This is a genomic window from Pseudomonas sp. B33.4, assembly GCF_034555375.1.
GTDB lineage: Bacteria > Pseudomonadota > Gammaproteobacteria > Pseudomonadales > Pseudomonadaceae > Aquipseudomonas.
The window spans coordinates 5,045,578-5,064,030 of sequence record NZ_CP140706.1 but is presented as its reverse complement, the minus strand read 5'-3'; the positions used below and the strand labels follow the sequence as shown (position 1 = coordinate 5,064,030).

At 59.8% G+C, this 18,453-nt stretch carries 12 protein-coding genes and 2 pseudogenes; 2 read left to right on the top strand and 12 right to left on the bottom strand.

The genetic code is table 11. From position 1 onward, the window contains the following. Positions 1-411: 411 nt before the first annotated feature. The 6 genes from U6037_RS22330 to arcD (U6037_RS22305) form a co-directional block, all read right to left on the bottom strand. Positions 412-1,920, bottom strand: a complete 1,509-nt coding sequence (locus tag U6037_RS22330; protein WP_322844559.1) for a sigma-54-dependent transcriptional regulator — start codon at positions 1,918-1,920, stop codon at positions 412-414. A gap of 420 nt (positions 1,921-2,340) precedes the next feature. After that, positions 2,341-2,703: a DUF5064 family protein gene (locus U6037_RS22325; RefSeq protein ID WP_322844558.1), complete on the bottom strand. Its 363-nt coding sequence runs from the start codon at positions 2,701-2,703 to the stop codon at positions 2,341-2,343. Positions 2,704-2,765: 62 nt separating this feature from the next. Further along, positions 2,766-3,695, bottom strand: a complete 930-nt coding sequence (gene arcC / locus U6037_RS22320; RefSeq protein ID WP_064119120.1) for a carbamate kinase — start codon at positions 3,693-3,695, stop codon at positions 2,766-2,768. A gap of 150 nt (positions 3,696-3,845) precedes the next feature. Beyond that, on the bottom strand, positions 3,846-4,856 hold the full coding sequence (locus U6037_RS22315) for an ornithine carbamoyltransferase (RefSeq protein ID WP_008086805.1): 1,011 nt from the start codon (positions 4,854-4,856) through the stop codon (positions 3,846-3,848). Between the two features lie 69 nt (positions 4,857-4,925). Further along, entirely contained in the window at positions 4,926-6,182 is a 1,257-nt protein-coding gene (gene arcA, locus U6037_RS22310) for an arginine deiminase (RefSeq protein ID WP_008086806.1), read from the bottom strand. 33 nt (positions 6,183-6,215) lie between these two features. Continuing rightward, positions 6,216-7,643, bottom strand: coding sequence for an arginine-ornithine antiporter (gene arcD, locus U6037_RS22305; RefSeq protein ID WP_008086807.1), 1,428 nt, complete (start codon positions 7,641-7,643; stop codon positions 6,216-6,218). Positions 7,644-8,080: 437 nt separating this feature from the next. On the opposite strand from arcD (U6037_RS22305), the gene arcD (U6037_RS22300) reads away from it, so the two are divergent. Both arcD (U6037_RS22300) and U6037_RS22295 read left to right on the top strand, forming a co-directional pair. Beyond that, positions 8,081-9,508 (top strand): arginine-ornithine antiporter, encoded by a 1,428-nt coding sequence (gene arcD / locus U6037_RS22300; protein ID WP_160041547.1) that lies wholly within the window; start codon positions 8,081-8,083, stop codon positions 9,506-9,508. Further along, on the top strand, positions 9,505-10,368 hold the full coding sequence (locus U6037_RS22295; protein WP_322844557.1) for a DNA-3-methyladenine glycosylase: 864 nt from the start codon (positions 9,505-9,507) through the stop codon (positions 10,366-10,368). The genes arcD (U6037_RS22300) and U6037_RS22295 overlap by 4 nt, the downstream gene beginning before the upstream one ends. Positions 10,369-10,577: 209 nt before the next feature. On the opposite strand, the gene U6037_RS22290 is transcribed toward U6037_RS22295, so the two are convergent. The 6 genes and pseudogenes from U6037_RS22290 to U6037_RS22270 all read right to left on the bottom strand — a co-directional run bounded on the left by U6037_RS22290 (position 10,578) and on the right by U6037_RS22270 (position 18,332). Beyond that, positions 10,578-11,927, bottom strand: a complete 1,350-nt coding sequence (locus U6037_RS22290; RefSeq protein WP_322844556.1) for a CoA transferase — start codon at positions 11,925-11,927, stop codon at positions 10,578-10,580. A gap of 206 nt (positions 11,928-12,133) precedes the next feature. Beyond that, positions 12,134-12,661 (bottom strand): annotated as a pseudogene (locus U6037_RS29535) (methyl-accepting chemotaxis protein); the annotation flags it as partial. A gap of 378 nt (positions 12,662-13,039) precedes the next feature. Beyond that, positions 13,040-13,999 (bottom strand): annotated as a pseudogene (locus U6037_RS29530) (chemotaxis protein); the annotation flags it as partial. Positions 14,000-14,462: 463 nt separating this feature from the next. After that, positions 14,463-14,873, bottom strand: coding sequence for a YbaN family protein (locus U6037_RS22280; RefSeq protein WP_064119128.1), 411 nt, complete (start codon positions 14,871-14,873; stop codon positions 14,463-14,465). 165 nt (positions 14,874-15,038) lie between these two features. After that, positions 15,039-15,635, bottom strand: coding sequence for a biliverdin-producing heme oxygenase (locus U6037_RS22275; protein ID WP_322844554.1), 597 nt, complete (start codon positions 15,633-15,635; stop codon positions 15,039-15,041). Between the two features lie 111 nt (positions 15,636-15,746). Then, on the bottom strand, positions 15,747-18,332 hold the full coding sequence (locus U6037_RS22270; protein ID WP_322844553.1) for a TonB-dependent receptor: 2,586 nt from the start codon (positions 18,330-18,332) through the stop codon (positions 15,747-15,749). Positions 18,333-18,453: the final 121 nt, after the last annotated feature.

Genomic DNA, 18,453 nt, shown 5'->3' with positions numbered 1-18,453 from the left:
TGGTGGACGCGGTGGAATAGTCGGGCGCGAAGGCCCTTATTTATGAGGGGTTGATTAGCAAGAATGCGGCCAAGGTTGATTTGTATATGTAAATCAATGGTTTAGATGTTAGTGATGTCGGCAAGGTCGGCATGTCTGTAGCGAAATCGCTACAGCTTGGGGCGAGGATAAAAGCTGAACGGGATCAAAGCCTTGCACAGCAGTGATTGGGGGAGGGTGTATCGATATCGTTCCGCTGTAGCGCTTTCAGTACAGGTGGAGGTCGCTTTTAAACTGGGAACCCTGATTTTTTGAATTGGAAACCCGGACTGTAGGAGCTGCCGAAGGCTGCGATCTTGACCCGGGCAATACACATCCAAAGTCAAAAGATCGCAGCCTCCGGCAGCTCCTACAAGGGAATTTGTGGTGTGTTCAGGGTTTGTTGGGAATGCCGTACTTGCGCAGGCGATGGGCGATGGCCGTGTGCGAAGTTTGCAGGCGGCTGGCCAGTTGGCGGGTCGAGGGGTAGCTGACGTAGAGTTTTTCCAGCAGGGTTTTTTCGAAGGACTCGACCGCTTGTTCAAGGCTGTCGACATCGCTGTCTGACTGCCGTGCGACGGAGGTGCCGGCGATGTCGAGATCGCCAATATCCACCAGACTGCTCTCGCAAATCGCCGCCGCGCGGAAGATCACGTTCTGCAATTGCCGCACGTTGCCCGGCCAGCGGTTGCCGAGCAGTGCCGGGTAAGTTCCCGGGGCGAGACGGCAGACCGGGCGCTGAATCTGCGCGCAGGCCTGCTGCATGAAATAGCGCGCCAACAGCAGAATGTCCTGCCCGCGTTCACGCAACGGCGGCACTTCAACGTTGAGCACGTTGAGGCGATAGAACAGGTCTTCGCGGAACAAGCCTTCGCTGACCATTTTTTCCAGATCGCGGTGGGTCGCGCTGAGGATGCGCACGTTGACCTTCACTTCGCGATCACCGCCAACACGGCGGAAGCTGCCGTCGTTCAAGAAACGCAGCAGCTTGGCCTGCAAGTACGGCGACATCTCGCCGATCTCATCGAGAAATACCGTGCCTTGGTTGGCCAGTTCCATCAGTCCGGGTTTACCGCCGCGCGCCGCACCGGTAAAGGCACCGGGGGCGTAGCCGAACAGTTCGCTTTCGGCGAGGTTCTCCGGCAGCGCTGCGCAGTTGAGGGCCAGAAACGGTGCACTGTGTCGCGCACTGATGGCGTGGCAGGCACGGGCGACCAGTTCTTTACCGGTGCCGGTTTCGCCCTGGATCAGCAGCGGCGCATCGAGGGCGGCAACCCGTTGCGCACGAGCCTTGAGGGTGCGGATTGCCGGGGATTCGCCGAGCAGCGCGTCGAAACCTTCGGCGTGGTCGTGGTGCAGCGCCGAGAGTTGTTCGCCGATGCGGTTTGGTTGGTACAAGGTCAGCAGGGCGCCGGCGTCGGTGATCGGCGTGGCGTCGAGCAGCAAGGTCTGACCGTTGACGGTGATTTCACGCAGCGGCAGACGGAAGCCGTGTTCGAGCAAGGTGTCGAGCAGGGCGGGGTCGTTGAACAGTTCAGAGACGCTTTCACCGGCCGGTTCACGACCATAGAGTGCGATCAACGCCGGGTTGGCCAGCAGCACTTTACCGGCGCTGTCGAGGGCGAGCACCGGATCGGTCATCGCCGCGAGCAAGGCATCGAGCTGCAAGTGCCGACGCTGGCCAGGAAGAATGTCGACCACGGTTACCGCCTCGACGCCGAGCACGCGGAACAACGCATCTTTCAGCTCTTCGAGCACTTGCGGGCTCAGGGTCGGCGCGTCGATGTAGACGTTCGGCGGGATCATCTCCACCGCATCCAGATTGAGGTTGCGCCCACCGAGGATAGCCAGGACTTCCTGGGTGATGCCGACGCGGTCGATGAAGCTGACGTGGATACGCATGGGACGGTTCAGTGATCTGCAGAGCGGAGGGTGGCAAGTATGCCTTGGGCTTGGAGAGAGGTGAAAGCAAAAGCACCCTCATCGGAAACGCCGCCCGCCCATCCCTCTCCCGGAGGGAGAGGGGGCCGACCGAGGTGTCTGAGGTTTGACATCGACCTGAAAGAACCGGTCGATTATGGATTCGGTAAAGCAGAGTCGGGCCGGCAAAACTATCGAGCATCCCTCAATCAGTCCCCTCACCCCAGCCCTCTCCCGGAGGGAGAGGGAGCTGACCGAGGTGTCTGGCGCTACACGTCGACCTGAAAAATCGAGTCGATTATGGATTCAGTGATGCAGGATCAGGTCGGTGTAACTCTAGAGCATCCCCCAATCAGTCCCCTCTACCTTTGGGAGAGGGCTAGGGTGAGGGGCTTTTGCGGGTTATTCGAAATGCTCAAGATTGACCGGATCCCCGGATTGCATATTCAACTTCTGCCGAATGTCTTCAAACATCAGGTCGTAATGCTTGTGCACCGAACCGATCTGGCTGTGTGCCTTGGGGATCCCGTACTTCTCGGCAATCCGGGTCACGTCACGGGCGAAGTTATAAGCCTCTTCCTTGGGCAGGAAAAACGTTTCCTTCATGTCCTTGCCCTGCATATTGCCATGCAGGGTGAACTGTATTCCTTTGCCTTTCGAAGGATCGGTAAACACTTCATAGTCGAGGTGTACGTTGTAATTGACGTCATCGTCGGTCAACGCGTGCCGCTCGATATGCAAATGACCAGGTTCGAATTGGGCCATGGTTTTCTCCTTTCAAGGCATGGGAGAAGGGCAGACCCTCGGCCTGCCCCCGGAGTTTCTAATTATCGGTAAGTGATGCCCGGCTTCGCGGTGGTCACACGCGTACCGGCCGTGCCCTGGACGATGGCTTCGATGTCCGCCAGCGAACCGATCACCGCGACCTTGCCAGTATGGCGCGCAAATTCGCAGGCTGCCTGCACCTTCGGCCCCATGGAGCCAGCGGCGAAACCGAGGCGTTCGAGTTCATCTGGATGCGCTTCGGCAATGGCTTTCTGCGTGGGTTTACCGTAATCGATGAACGCCGCATTGACGTCCGTGGCGATCACCAACAGGTCGGCTTCCAGTTGCTCGGCGAGCAGCGACGAGCAGAGGTCTTTGTCGATCACCGCCTCGATGCCTTTGAGGTTGCGGTTCTCGTCGTACATGGTCGGAATCCCGCCGCCGCCAGCGCAAATCACGATGCTGCCCTTGTCCAGCAACCACTTGATCGGGCGGATTTCGAAGATGCGTTTTGGCCGTGGGCTGGCGACTACACGGCGGAACTTGTCGCCGTCCGGGGCAATTGCCCAGCCTTTGTCGGCGGCGAGTTTTTCCGCTTCGGCCTTGTCGTAGACCGGGCCGATCGGCTTGGTCGGGTTCTTGAAAGCGGGGTCGTTGGCGTCGACCTCAACCTGGGTCAGCAGGGTGGCGAACGGCACTTCGAAATCGAGCAGGTTGCCCAGTTCCTGTTCGATGATGTAGCCGATCATGCCTTCGGTTTCCGCACCGAGTACGTCCAGCGGATAAGGGGTGACCGAGGTGTAGGCCGCTGCTTGCAACGACAGCAGGCCGACTTGCGGGCCATTGCCGTGGGCGATGACCAGTTGGTTGCCGGGATGGATCTTGGCGATTTGCTCGGTGGCGATGCGGATGTTGGCGCGCTGATTGTCAGCGGTCATCGGTTCACCACGGCGGAGCAGGGCGTTACCGCCCAGCGCTACGACGATACGCATAATGCAATCCTTTCAGAGTTCGATGACCCTGTAGGAGCTGCCGAAGGCTGCGATCTGTTGATCTTGATCTCTAACAAGCAAAGTCAAAAGATCGCAGCCTTCGGCAGCTCCTACAGGTTGTTGGTTGATCAGGAGAACCTGATCATCCAGTTACAGATCAGCGAGGGTCGAGACCAGAATCGCCTTGATCGTGTGCATGCGGTTTTCCGCTTGCTCGAAGGCGATGCAGGCAGGCGACTCGAACACGTCGTCGGTCACTTCGATGCCGTTTTTCAGGTGCGGATACTGTTCGGCGATTTGTTTGCCGACTTTGGTGTCGCTGTTGTGGAACGCCGGCAGGCAGTGCATGAACTTGGTGCGCGGGTTGCCGGAGGCTTTCATCAGCTCGGCGTTGACCTGGTACGGCAGCAATTGCTGGATACGCTCGGCCCAGGCTTCCACTGGCTCGCCCATCGATACCCAAACGTCGGTGTGAATGAAGTCGACGCCTTTAACGGCGGCTTTCGGGTCTTCAGTCAGGGTGATGCGTGCGCCACTTTCTTCCGCATATTTATGGCAACGCTCGACCAGATCATCCAGTGGCCACAGCGCTTTTGGCGCGCAGATGCGCACGTCCATGCCGAGTTTGGCGCCGACCAGCAGCAGCGAGTTGCCCATGTTGTTGCGCGCGTCGCCGAGGTAGGCGTAGCTGATTTCATGGATCGGCTTGTCGGCGTGTTCACGCATGGTCAGCACGTCGGCGATCATCTGTGTCGGGTGATATTCATCGGTCAGGCCGTTGAACACCGGCACCCCGGCGAACTTGGCCAGCTCTTCGACGATTTCCTGTTTGAAGCCACGGTACTCGATGGCGTCGTACATGCGCCCGAGCACGCGGGCGGTGTCTTTCATGCTTTCCTTGTGGCCGATCTGCGACGAGTTCGGGTCGATGTAGGTGACGTTGGCGCCTTGGTCATACGCCGCCACTTCGAACGCGCAACGGGTGCGGGTCGAGGTTTTTTCGAAGATCAGGGCGATGTTGTTGCCCTTCAGGTGCTGCTGCTCGGTGCCGGTGTACTTCGCGCGTTTCAGATCGCGGGACAAGTCCAGCAGGTAACGCAGCTCGCGTGGGGTGTGGTGTTCCAGGCTGAGCAGGTTTCGGTTGTGAATGTTAAAAGCCATGATGGATCTCCTTCGGTGTCGGTTATCCCCCTGGCCGCACGTTGTAAGTGACGGCCAGGGCTCAGAGGTTTAGTAATCGATCGGGTCGCGGATGATCGGACAGGTCATGCAGTGGCCACCGCCACGGCCACGGCCCAGTTCACCGGCGCTGATGGTGATGACTTCCACGCCTGCCTTGCGCAGCAGGGTGTTGGTGTAGGTGTTGCGGTCGTAGCCGATGACCACGCCCGGCTCCACGGCCACCACGTTGTTGCCGTCGTCCCATTGCTCGCGTTCAGCGGCGAAGCTGTTGCCGCCGGTTTCCACCACGCGCAGCTTCGGCAGGTTGAGGGCTTTGGCCACGGTGTCGAGGAAGGTGCCTTCTTCGCGGCGGATGTCGATGCCGCCCTGTTTGCTTTCGTCTGGTCGCAGGGTGAAGGCGACGATCTGATTCACCACCTCAGGGAAAATCGTTACGAGGTCGCGGTCGCAGAAGCTGAACACGGTGTCGAGGTGCATCGCCGCGCGGGATTTCGGCAGGCCGGCGACGATGACTTTTTCCACGGCTTTGTTCTTGAACAGGTTCAGCGCCAGTTGGCCGATGGCCTGACGTGATGAGCGCTCGCCCATACCGATCAACACCACGCCGTTGCCGATTGGCATGACGTCGCCGCCCTCTAGGGTGGAGCTGCCGTGTTCCTTGTCCGGGTCGCCGTACCAGATTTCGAATTCGGCGTTGGTGAACTGTGGATGGAATTTGTAGATGGCGGTGGCCAGCAGGGTTTCCTGACGGCGCGCTGGCCAGTACATCGGGTTCAACGTCACGCCACCGTAGATCCAGCAGGTGGTGTCGCGGGTGAACTGGGTGTTCGGCAGCGGCGGCAGAATGAAGCTGGAGTGGCCGAGGAAGTCGCGGAACATCTGGATGGTTTTGCCACCGAAGCTGTCCGGCAGATCATCGGCGGAGACGCCACCAATCAGAAATTCGGCAATGTGCCGTGGTTCCAGGCTTTTCAGCCAGGATTTGACTTCGTTGATCAGGCCCAGGCCCACCGAATCGGCGGTGACCTTGCGCTCGAGAATCCAGTCCAGCGCTTCCGGGATGGCGACGATGTCGGTCAGCAGGTTGTGCATCTCCAGTACATCGATGCCGCGCTCACGCATTTTGGTGACGAAGTCGAAGTGGTCGCGCTTGGCCTGGGCCACCCAGAGCACGTCATCGAACAGCAGCTCGTCGCAGTTGTTCGGGGTCAGCCGCTGATGGGCCAGACCTGGGGAGCACACCATGACTTTGCGCAGTTTGCCGGCTTCGGAATGTACGCCGTACTTAACTTTTTCCGTGGTCATTTCAGATCCTCCAGATAACAAATCAATCAGGGATTACAGAGTCAGGAAGCCGTCGTAGAGACCGTAGGCAGCCACCAGGGCACCCACGACCACTGCGGCGAAAATCAGCTTCTCGACGTTAGTGAAAATCGGTTGTTTGAGTTCCAGCTTGGCTTTGGCGAACAGGATCGCGCCAGGTGCGTAGAGCAGGGCCGAGAGCAGCAGATACTTGACCCCGCCGGCATACAGCAGCCACACCGCGTAAATCAGCGCGATGCCGCCGATAATCAGATCCTTGCGCCGTTCGGCCGCGAAGCCTTCGTAGCTTTCGCCGCGCACCGCCAGCAGCAGGGCGTAGGCCGCTGACCACAGGTACGGCACGAGAATCATCGAGGTGGCGAGGTAGATCAGCGACAGGTAAGTACTGGCCGAGAACAGCGTGATGATCAGGAAAATCTGCACCATCGCGTTGGTCAGCCACAGGGCGTTGACCGGTACGTGGTTGGCGTTTTCCTTGCGCAGGAACTCGGGCATGGTGTGGTCTTTGGCGGCGGCGAACATGATCTCTGCGCACAACAGCACCCACGACAGCAGCGCCCCCAGCAGCGAAATGATCAGACCGACGCTGATCAGCACCGCGCCCCAGTGACCGACCACGTGCTCAAGCACGGCGGCCATCGACGGGTTCTGCAGTTTCGCCAGTTCCGGCTGAGTCATGATGCCCAGCGACAGCACGTTCACCAGCACCAAAAACAGCAGCACGGTGATGAAACCGATCACGGTGGCTTTACCGACGTCCGAGCGTTTTTCGGCGCGGGCCGAGAAGATGCTCGCGCCTTCGATACCGATGAACACCCACACGGTGACCAGCATCATGTTGCGCACCTGGTTCATCACACTGCCCAGATCCGGGTTTTTGATGCCCCAGATGTCGGCGGTGAAGATGTCCAGTTTGAAAGCGAACACCGCGATCAATACGAACAGCAGCAGCGGTACCACTTTGGCGACCGTGGTCACGAGGTTGATGAACGCCGCTTCCTTGATCCCGCGCAGCACCAGAAAGTGCACGGCCCATAGCAGCACCGAGGCGCCTATTACGGCTGCGACGGTGTTGCCCTCACCGAAAACCGGAAAGAAATAGCCGAGGGTACTGAACAGCAGAACGAAGTAACCGACGTTGCCCAGCCAGGCACTGATCCAGTAGCCCCAGGCGGACGAGAAACCCATGTAATCGCCGAATCCGGCCTTGGCGTAGGCGTAGACACCGCCGTCCAGGTCAGGCTTGCGATTGGCGAGGGTTTGGAAGACAAAAGCGAGGGTGAGCATGCCGACAGCGGTGATGGCCCAACCGATCAGTACCGCGCCGACGTCGGCGCTGGCGGCCATGTTTTGTGGCAAAGAGAATATCCCGCCACCGATCATCGAGCCGACTACCAATGCAACCAGTGCACCTAGTCGTAGTTTTCCGGGAGCTTCAGACATTGCATGACTCCATTGCAGGAGAGAAGAGATCACAGCGTAGTTCTGTTGTCTGTTCAAACAGCTGACTTAGATCAGTGCATGGTCACATTCCATTGTTAATGAATGACTTAGGCTTCGGCTGAAGGCATAAAGCTCCTGCCTGCAAGGCCCGTCCTAGAGGTGTTGTGGCTACATTTTTGGGAATGGCTATTATTACTTTAGAATTATCACGCTAGTTCTTTTTCAGCTTTTGGCAAATTTTCCGCCTCTGTTTTCAGTACAGAATTGATTTATCAGGATCAGCGCACAAAACTGTCTTAACGTGCTAGGCGTTAGCGTCATCGGCTATATATAAATGGGCGTTAATTGGCGTTACCTGATAAACGTCATCTACCTTTATCCGTTTAGTTAATAGTTGTTACAAATAAACTCTCACCACACTTCAAAGGGAAACTGAAATGTCGCAACCGACGCAAAAGCTGCGCCTTGGCGCGTTGATCGCCCTGGTGGTGGGTTCGATGATTGGCGGGGGGATTTTCTCGCTGCCGCAGAACATGGCGGCGCGCGCCGACGCCGGGGCGATTCTGATCGGTTGGGGGATAACCGCGATCGGCATGCTGACCCTGGCATTCGTGTTCCAGACGCTGGCCAATCGCAAGCCGGAACTGGACTCAGGTGTCTATGCCTACGCCAAGGCCGGGTTTGGCGACTACATGGGCTTCTCGTCCGCCTGGGGTTACTGGATCAGCGCGTGGCTGGGCAACGTCGGTTATTTCGTCCTGCTGTTCAGCACCCTTGGCTATTTCTTTCCGGTGTTTGGCCAGGGCAATACGCCGATCGCCATTGGCTGCGCCTCGGTGCTGCTGTGGGCCGTGCATTTTCTGGTGATGCGCGGGATCAAGGAGGCGGCGCTGATCAATCAGCTGACCACGGTGGCCAAAGTCGTACCGCTGATCATGTTCATCGTCATCGCTGCCGTCGCCTTCAAGGCTGACATTTTTACCCGCGATATCTGGGGCACCAGCAACCCGAACTTCGGCGGGGTGATGGATCAGGTGCGCAACATGATGCTGGTCACGGTGTTCGTGTTCATCGGCATCGAAGGCGCCAGCGTGTACTCGGCGCGGGCGGAAAAACGCAGCGACGTCGGCCGCGCCACGGTCATCGGTTTTGTCGGCGTGCTGGCGTTGCTGGTGCTGGTCAACGTGCTGTCGCTGGGGATCATGAGCCAGCCGGAGCTGGCCAACTTGCAGAACCCGTCGCTGGCGGCGGTGCTCGAGCACATTGTCGGGCCGTGGGGGGCGTTGTTGATCAGTATTGGTCTGGCGATATCCCTGCTCGGCGCGTTGCTGTCGTGGGCACTGCTGTGTGCGGAAATCCTTTTCGCCACGGCAAAGGACAAGACCATGCCGGCGTTCCTGAAAAAGGAGAACAAGAACCACGTGCCGGTCAACGCGTTGTGGCTGACCAACGCGATGATCCAGATTTTCCTGTTGATCACGCTGTTTTCGGCGGGCACTTACACCAGTCTGATTTACTTGGCGTCGTCGATGATTCTGGTGCCGTACCTGTGGTCGGCGGCGTACGCGGTGTTGCTCAGCGGGCGCGGCGAAACTTACGAACACGCTTCGGCCGAGCGCACCAAAGACCTGCTGATCGGCGGTATTGCCCTCGGTTATGCGGTGTGGCTGTTGTATGCCGGCGGGGTGAAGTATTTGCTGCTGTCGGCGCTGTTGTATGCGCCGGGGGTGATTCTGTTTGCCAAGGCCAAGCATGAGGCGGGTGAACCGTTGTTCACCCATGTCGAGAAAGGCATTTTTACCTGCGTGGTCATCGGCGCGGGGTTGGCAGCGTATGGGTTGTACAGCGGTGTGCTGTCGTTGTGAGGTTGTCGCTTGCGTATGCGCCGCCGTATGACTGGGAGGCGATGCTGGGGTTTCTGGCGGCACGGGCGGTGGTAGGGATGGAGACCGTGAGCGATGGCGTGTATTCGCGCAGCATCGGGTTAAACGGTGTTCACGGCACGGTTTCGGTGTGGCTTGGGACGGCGCATGCGCTGGAGGTCGAGCTGGACTTTCCTGATCCGGCAGCGGTGCCAGAGATCGTTATCAGGTTGCGGCGGATGTTTGATCTGGATGCAGATCTGACGCTGATGCAAGCGCATCTGGCGAATGATCCGTTGCTGGCGCGGTTGATCGCCGAGCGTCCGGGATTACGGATTCCCGGGGCGTGGGATGGTTTGGAACTGGCCTTTCGCGCGGTGCTCGGGCAGCAGATTACCGTGGTTGCGGCGATTCGCTTAGCGGGCAAACTGGTTGCGCAATATGGCGCGCCGCTGGATTCGGGCGTGCCGGGGCTGACTCACGTGTTTCCCGAGGTGGGCGTGTTGGCGGCGGCAGATCTGGCAACGCTGGGCATGCCGAAAAGTCGCGGGCGCACGCTGTCAGGTGTGGCGCAGGCGTTGCTCGATGAGCCTTCATTGTTTGAACCGAATCGCGAGGGCGGCATGGCGCGGTTGTTGGCGTTGCATGGGATTGGCGAGTGGACGGCGCAGTACATTGCGTTGCGGCAGTTGCGCGATCTGGATGGGTTTCCGACCGGAGATGTCGGGTTGTTGCGGGCACTGGAAGTGCTGGAAGGAGAGCGGCCGACAGCGCGGAATTTGTCTTTGCGGGCAGAGGCGTGGCGGCCGTATCGGGGGTATGCGGCGCAGCTTTTGTGGACATCTCTGAGCCGGGCAGATTGATACATCATCTCTCAGCCTGAAATCGCAGCCCTCACCCCAGCCCTCTCCCGGAGGGAGAGGGGGCCGACCGAGGTGTCTGGCGCTATACGTCGACCTGTTAAATCGAGTCGATTATGGATTCAGTGATGCAGGGTCAGGTCGGCGTAACTCCGAAGCATCCCCCAATCAGTCCCCTCTCCCTCTGGGAGAGGGTTAGGGTGAGGGGCTTTTTAAACCCACTGTGGTCGATGGGAGCCCAGTTCTGTAGCCGGCAACGCCCACCGAATCGGTGTGCCGCTGATCTTCACCGGCACCTGCAAACGATGCGCCGGGCCCCACGGGGTCTGCTCTATCAACGTGCTCTGGTCCTGTTCATCCTCGACGCGCAACGCTTGCGTTGTCCCCGGCCCATGCTCGATCAACAACTTTGCCGTACGCGCCAGCGACAATCGCGCCGAGCCCGAGCGGCCATTCGCCAACTGCTCAGTCAGCAACCTGAGCGCACTGGCCGCCATCAAGTACCCGGTCGCATGATCCAGCGCCTGCACCGGCAATGGCGTCGGGTTGTCAGCTTGTTTCCAGCGCTGCCCGGCCTCGGCGATACCGCTGCTCATCTGCACCAGACTGTCAAAGCCCCGGCGGTTCTGCCACGGGCCACTCCAGCCGTAGGCGTTGAGGCCGACATCGATCAGGCCCGGTGCCAGATGGCGACGGCGCTCAACGCCGAAACCGAGATTTTCCAAGGCGTCGGCGCGGTAACCGTGCAGCAAAATATCGGCGTCTTTCAACAAGCCTTCGAACACCGCGCGATCCGCCGGATCCTGCAGGTTCAACCGCGCGCAACGTTTGCCGAGGGTCATTTCCGGGACAACACCGGGCTCGTTCCAGGTCGGTGAATCGATGCGCAATACATCGGCGCCAAGGCCAGCGAGAAAACGACTGGCGGTGGGGCCAGCGAGCACCCGCGTCAGATCCAGTACCTTGATCCCGGCCAACGGCTGCGCCACCGAGCCTTGCCACGCTTGCTTGTGTTCATCCGGCGAATCGATGAAATGCACCAGCGGCTCGGCATTTACCGCCAAGCCTTGCGGATGCTTCTGCCACTGCGCCCAACTGCGCATCTCGGCCGCGCAACCCTTGACCTCGACTACCGCTTGCTCCAGGTCCGTGCTCGTCCACTGCGCGACTTTCGCCGCCATCGCGGCACGGTCGGCGCAGGCACCGAGCACACGTTCAGCGGCGGCGCGGTGATGCGGGGCGTTGGTGTGCAGACGGATCCAGCCGTCTTGCGTGAGGTAATCGCCGGCAACCGGGTCCCACAGCGGTGGTACTTGCCAGCCCATCGGGCGCAGCGAGGTCGAGAACCAGAACGAGGCGAGACGTCGGTCGACTGCAATGTTGGATAGGTGGCCGGTTTGCTGATGCAGGAGTTCGCTGACAGCCTGACCGGCAGCGGCGATGCTGGCGCAGGCAAGCTCAGTGACGGCGAATGCCGAGGGCAGGGCGCCACGATCTGTGAACGGAATCGGCGTGCGGGGCAAGCCGAGTGCGGCTTGAATGGACGTGAGCAAATCAGTCATCGAAGGCCCTCCGGAGCGAGAGGGCGATGATAGTGCAAAACAACTTTGAATCAGATGAAATCCCCGATTGCAGGGTTGCCACTTGACCCTGTGGGAGCTGGCTTGCCAGCGATAGCGGAGTGTCAGTCAACAATGTACTGACTGATGTGCCGCCATCGCTGGCAAGCCAGCTCCCACAAGGTTTTGTGGTGGATTGAGTGGCGGGCTCAGACGCGGAACTGATCCATCAACTTCATCTGCTGACTGGCCAGGGCATTGAGCTGGCTGCTGATCGCTGCCGACTCAGTGGCCTGCTCGGTCAGCGTTTCAGTCACGGTACGAATCGCCGAGACGTTGCGATTGACCTCTTCGGCCACCGCACTCTGTTGCTCAGCCGCGCTGGCAATCTGCAGGTTCATGTCGCTGATCACCGTTACCGCATCGCTGATCTTGCCCAGCGCATCCACCGCCTGACGAATCTGCCCGGCGTTGTTGTGCGCCTGGGTCTGGCTCGAATGCATGGTCGCGACCACGCCTCGGGTGCCGGTCTGAATCCGTTCGATCACGATGCGAATCTCTTCCACCGAATCCTGCGTACGTTTGGCCAGGTTGCGGACCTCGTCGGCAACCACGGCGAAACCACGGCCACTCTCACCGGCACGGGCGGCTTCAATCGCCGCGTTGAGGGCGAGCAGGTTGGTCTGCTCGGCGATGCTGCGGATCACCTCCAGTACCGAACCGATTTGCTCGCTGTTGACCGCCAGCGCTTCAACCTCGGTCACCGCTTTGCTGACTTCATCGGCCAGTTGATTGATGTCACGGGTGCTGCGCTCGATGATCGACATGCCGTCCTTGGCCGACTGATCGGCACCTTTCGCGGCATTGGCCGCGTTGGATGCGCTGTTGGCGACGTCATGGGCAGTGGCGCTCATTTCGTTGGAGGCGGTGGCCACCTGATCGATCTCGCGGAACTGCACCTGCATGCCTTCGCTGGTCTGGCGGGCGATTTCCGAAGACTGGTCGGCGGTGCCGCGTGCTTCGGTGATGCTCTGTTTGATCTGCGCGATAGTCGGTTGCAGCTTGTCGAGGAAGCGATTGAACCAGTTGACCAGTTCGCCCAGTTCATCCTTCTTGCTGTAGTTCAGGCGTTGGGTCAGATCGCCTTCGCCGCTGGCAATATTTTTCAGCATCTCGGCAACGCTGTTGATCGGCCGGGTGACGCCGGATGCGGTCAGCCAGATCAGCAACAGACCGACCAGACCAGCGACCACGGCAACCAGCAGCGCCGTGATCACACCGGTTTCCTGAGCATCGTCGAGTACCGCTTGCAGCTTGACCGAGTCGGCCAGCAGCACGTGTTTCGGCAGGTCGATGACCACGCCCCAGGCGCGCGAGTTGCCAATCGGATCGACCGGGTACACGGCACGAATCAGCTCGCCCTGTTCGAGAATCTTCGGTGTGCCCGAAGTGAGCAGTTGCAGCACATCCTTGCCATCGGCACCGAGGGTGTCGCTGATTTTCTTGCCGACCTTGCTCGCGTCGGAACTGTCGGCAGCGAGCACGCCGCTGCCGGAGACGATCAGCATGTGCCCGGCGTTGTTGAACAGGCTGCGCTGGGAATCCACGGCAGCGGCTTGCAGGGCGTCGAGGGCGATGTCGACACCGACCACGCCGATGGCTTTACCGTCGACGATGAGTGGGACGGAAATGGTCGTCATGAGCATTTCCTTGTTGCCCACGGTATCGGCATACGGATCGAGCAGGCAGGTACGCTTGTTGTCGCGAGGGCAGGTGTACCAACTGTTGTAGGGCGTGCCACTGACGCTGAGGGTGGTTTTGGTCAGGTCTTCTTCGACCATGATGGTGTTCAGCGAGGCGCCGGCGGCGCGACTCCAGTAGGTGGCGAAACGCCCGGCTTCGTTGGATTGGCGGGCGGCGTCGTTAGCGAATTCGCTGTCCTTGCCGTCGAGAGCGTTCGGTTCGAAAGCGAGCCAGATGCCGAGCACTTTGTCATTGCGCTCGAAGGCGGTTTTCAGGCTCAGGTTCAACTCTTCCCGCAAGGCGCCGGCGTCCAGCGAACGCTTGGCGGCCATCACCCGCAGGTCCTTGATCTGATCCGCTACGGCAGTGATCACCGTCAGGCTTTCGCCGAAGGTCTTCTGCACGCGCACGGCCTGCTCGGCGGCTTTGGCTTGCAGCAGATTTTCGACACTGGCGGTGAGCAGCTTGTTGCTGGAGTCACTGACCAGTTCGTCGTTCTGATTGGTCTGGTAGATGTTCATGCCGACGATCAGCGCAACCACACCGAGCAGGCACAGGCCGGAGAGCAGAACGATTTTCAGGCGAATGGACAGAGAGTCGAACATGGGGCGATCTCGCGAATGAATAAACGGGTGGCAGGCGGATATGAACTATCCGGTTCGCCAAATCCATTCAGCGCCATTCAATGCTCATCGGCGTGGAACGAGAGCGCATGAGGCGGCTGCCGACGAACGGTCAGCGCTAAACGTTTGCGCAGGGGAAAGTGCTGAAAAAGCGATTAATTACAGGGATGTTTCAGTGCGAAGACGGGTCAGTGCAGACCCGGATGGATTCCGGGCGCGACCAGATCCACAGATTGCCCAGGCTCATCCCGGCAATCGCCAGATAGACCGGCCAGCCGTGGTCGAGCATCACCAGCATCAAGGTGGCGCACAGCAACATGCTCACCGTCGCACTGACCTTGGCCTTGCGCGCAATGATCTTGCCATTGCGCCAGTTGCTCAGGATCGGCCCGAACAGCCGATGGTTTTCCAGCCAGGCACTCAGGCGCGGCGAACTGCGGGTCGCGGCCCAGGCGGCGAGGAGGATGAACTCGGTGGTCGGCAGGCCGGGCACGACAATGGCGATCAGGCCGATGCCGAGGCTGACGTAGGCCAAGAGGCCGAACAGCACGCGGGCGAGTTTCGAGGAGGCGGGTTGCGGCATGGGCTCAGCGGTGGCTTCTGAAGCGGAATGGAGATCTTACAGGCTTACGCAGGACACCTGTAGGAGTGAGCCTGCTCGCGATAGCGGTGTATAAGTCGACATTCATGTTGAATGACAGGACGCCATCGCGAGCAGGCTCACTCCTACAGGGGGATGTGTGTTGTGTCAGGCCGGTTCGGCTTCAGTGGCGTAAGCCTGTTCCAGCAACACGGTGAAGCGGTTGAACGCATCGATCGCGCCTTGCTCGACTTCAGCTTCTTCTTCAGCAGTGAACTGCAGCGAATCGAGAGTACGCACGAAGCTCTTCCAGCCCTCGGCACGGCCACCTTCTGGCTCACCCAGATGACGGGCGCCAAAGGTTTCGCTCAGCTCCAGCGCCACAGCGCGTTTGATCAGGAACGCCGCACCGAGCTTCGAACCTTCGGAGACAAAAATCCAGCCAAGAGCACGAGCCTTGCTCGGGTTTTTCACCGCGCCTGCGACCGCTGCCGGCACTTCAGTGTCGAGGTCGGCAAGGTCAGCCTTGGCCGCTTCGGCGCGGCAACGGGCCGGCAGATCCGGGACGATCGCAGTCAGTTCTGCATCGTTGTACAGCTCGACCAGTTCCGACTGGAACAGGTATTGCGCGACGACAAAACGGGCGAAGTTGGCGCGGGTCTCGAACGGCGCATGGGCTTTGACCAAGGCGTCGAGCTTGCTGTGCGGCTCGTGGGTGATCTGGTTCAAGCGTTGCGAACGCAGGGCTTTTTCCGAAGTGGTCATGACATGTCCTTGATAAAAGAGGCGCTTGATAACGAGACGAACAAGAAGACGTGCAAGCGTAAAAAAACCTCACGGCGCGGTGCCTGAACACGCGCCTTGAGGTTGGCCGGATCAGATGTCCCAGATCAGGTTGATCGCGAAGTTGCGGCCCGGTTGGGTCAGGCGATCGAGGTTGGCCGGTTGCGTTACCGATGCTTCGCCGACGCTGTCGTAACCACGCACGTCATCCCACAGCCAGTATTTCTTGTCGGTCAGGTTGTAGATGCCGCCGCTGACGGTGACGTCGTCGGTGACTTTGTAGTACCCGGCCAGATCAAGAATGCCGAAGCCCGGGGTTTTGAACTGGCTGCTGACGCCATCCGGCGACTTGAAGTTGCTGTCGTCGACGCGATCCTTTTTCTTCACCACGGTCCAGCTCAGCAGGCCGCCATAGTTGTCCTGGTCGTAACCCAGACCGAACACACCGGTCAGCGGGTTGACGCTGTTGATCGGCTCGCCGTTGTCGTTGTTGCGACCGTAGGCGTAGGCGATCGAGCCTTGGGTATACAGGCCTTGCGGGGCGCCGAACGCATCCAGATTCAGGCGACCTTTGACTTCCGCACCTTTGATGGTGGCGTGCTTGATGTTGGCCGACTGGAAGGTCAGTTCGTTGCGGCCCGGGGTCACGGCGTCTTCATTAATGAAATCACGGTACTTGTTGTAGAACACCGCTACGTCAAACGAGCCTTGTTCGAAGTTGCCGCGCAGACCGGTCTCATAGCTTTTGCTTTTTTCCGGTTCGAGGTCCGGGTTCGGCGCCACGCTGTATCCGGTGGTGGTGTTTTCGAAGCGGCCGTACAGGGCTTTCGCGGTCGGCGTACGGAAACCTTCAGCGTACTGACCGTACCAGGTGTAATTCTCGGTCAGGGCGTAGGTCAGACCGAATTTCGGCGAGACTTTGTGCCAGGTCTTGTTCTTGTCGCTGACCGTGCCTTGGCCGTCAGCCGCCACGGTGTTGAGGAATTCCTGGGTGATGTGCGGCTTGAGCTGGGTGTAGTCGTAGCGCAGGCCCGGCAGGAAGGTCCAGTTGTTCCAGCTGATCTGATCCTGAGCGAACACGCTGTAGGTGTTGATGGTCGGGTCCGGGAAGTCGGTGGCTTTGGCCAACACGTCAGCGGTGCTGGTCGCACCAATGGCGGTGCAGCCACGACCGACCGCCAGGCAGGTACCGTCGCCGCTGCGCGAGCCGGTGACTTTCTGTTGCTTGATGGTGGTGCCGTAGGTCAGCACGTGATCGGTGTCGCCGATGGCAAACGCCTTGTCCAGTTGCGCATCGAAGACCCACTGCTTTTCTTCGTAAATGGTGTCGCGAGTACGCAGCACTTTACGGGTGATCGGGTAGTAGAACTCGGTGGTGCTCTGGTCGGTCTTGGCGATCTGGTGGTTGAGGCTCCACTTCACGTTGTCGACCAGCAGGCTGTCGAGGGCGAAGCGGTGTTCGATACCGAAGCGCTCACGGGTGATGGTGTCGTTACCGGTGCGCCACTGGTACATGCCGCCGGGCAGCACGCTGTTGGGAATGGTCGGCGCGCCGTTGAAGTACGGGCCGCCGTAAGCACTTTTCTGATCGGTATCGCGATCATCCTTGTACTTTTCGTAGGTCAGGCCCAGGCGCGAATCTTCGTTGTAGTTCCAGCCGATCTTGGCCAGCACGTTGTAGGCGTTGACGTCTTCCGGGTTGGCGGCGGTGCGCTCAAGGCCAGTGCCATTGTTACTGCCGTAGGAGTCGGTTTCGTGACCGTCGCGCTGACTGTAGTGCAGCAAGCCGTCGAACTGGTTGGCGCGGCCGGCGACGGTGGCGGACTTCAGCCAGCTGTCATCGGCCGAGCTGTAACCGGTTTTCAGGCGCGCACCGACATCTTTGCCCGGCTTGATGATGTCGTCGGCATCGAGGGTGTAGTAGCTGACCGCGCCGCCGATGGCGTTGCTGCCGTACAGCACCGAGGCCGGGCCTCGGAGGATTTCCACGCGTTTGACGATTTCCGGATCGACGTAATTGCGCTGAGTCTTGGCGTACGGGCCGTTGAAGAAGCCGTCCGGGACTTCCACGCCGTCGACTTGCGTCAGGATGCGGTCGCCGTCGATACCACGGATGTTATAGCCGCTGATGCCGCCACGGGTGCCGGCGCCGCCGACGGAAACGCCCGGCTCATAACGCACCAGATCCTTGATGGTGTTGACGTTGTTGCGGTCCAGGTCCTGGCGGGTCTGCACGGTGACGGTGGCCGGCACGCTGTTGACCGACTGCTCCTGACGGGTGGCGCTGATGGTCACCTGATCCAGATTGAGGGTGCCGCTGGCGTTGCGCTTTTCCAGCACGACATTGTTGTTGCTGATTTTGCGGAAGCTCAGGTTGGTCCCCACCAACAGACGCTCCAGAGCTTTTTCCGGTGGCAGCGAGCCACGCACGCCCGGCGACGACACGCCCTGACCCAATTCTGCCGGCAAACCGACCTGCCAACCGGTCACGGCGGTGAAGGCGTTGAGTGCCGACACCAGCGGCTGTTGGCCGATGGAGAACGAGTAATCACCCATGTTGCGTGCCGGTTGCTCGGTGGCCGCCATCAGCGGCGCAGTGCCGGCCATCAGGATGGCCGCGGTCAGCAGCGACAATACGCGGGAAGGGGAGGAAGTCTGGCGGGTAAGGCGTGAGGACATCGATAGCGCTCCGTGTCGCACGAATCTTTATAGGTGCTGATTGGTTCGCGTGATGCGAATCAATTGCATTGGCTATAACGAGACGTACTGACGCTGGCTATCGAGTAAAAATAATTCTCAT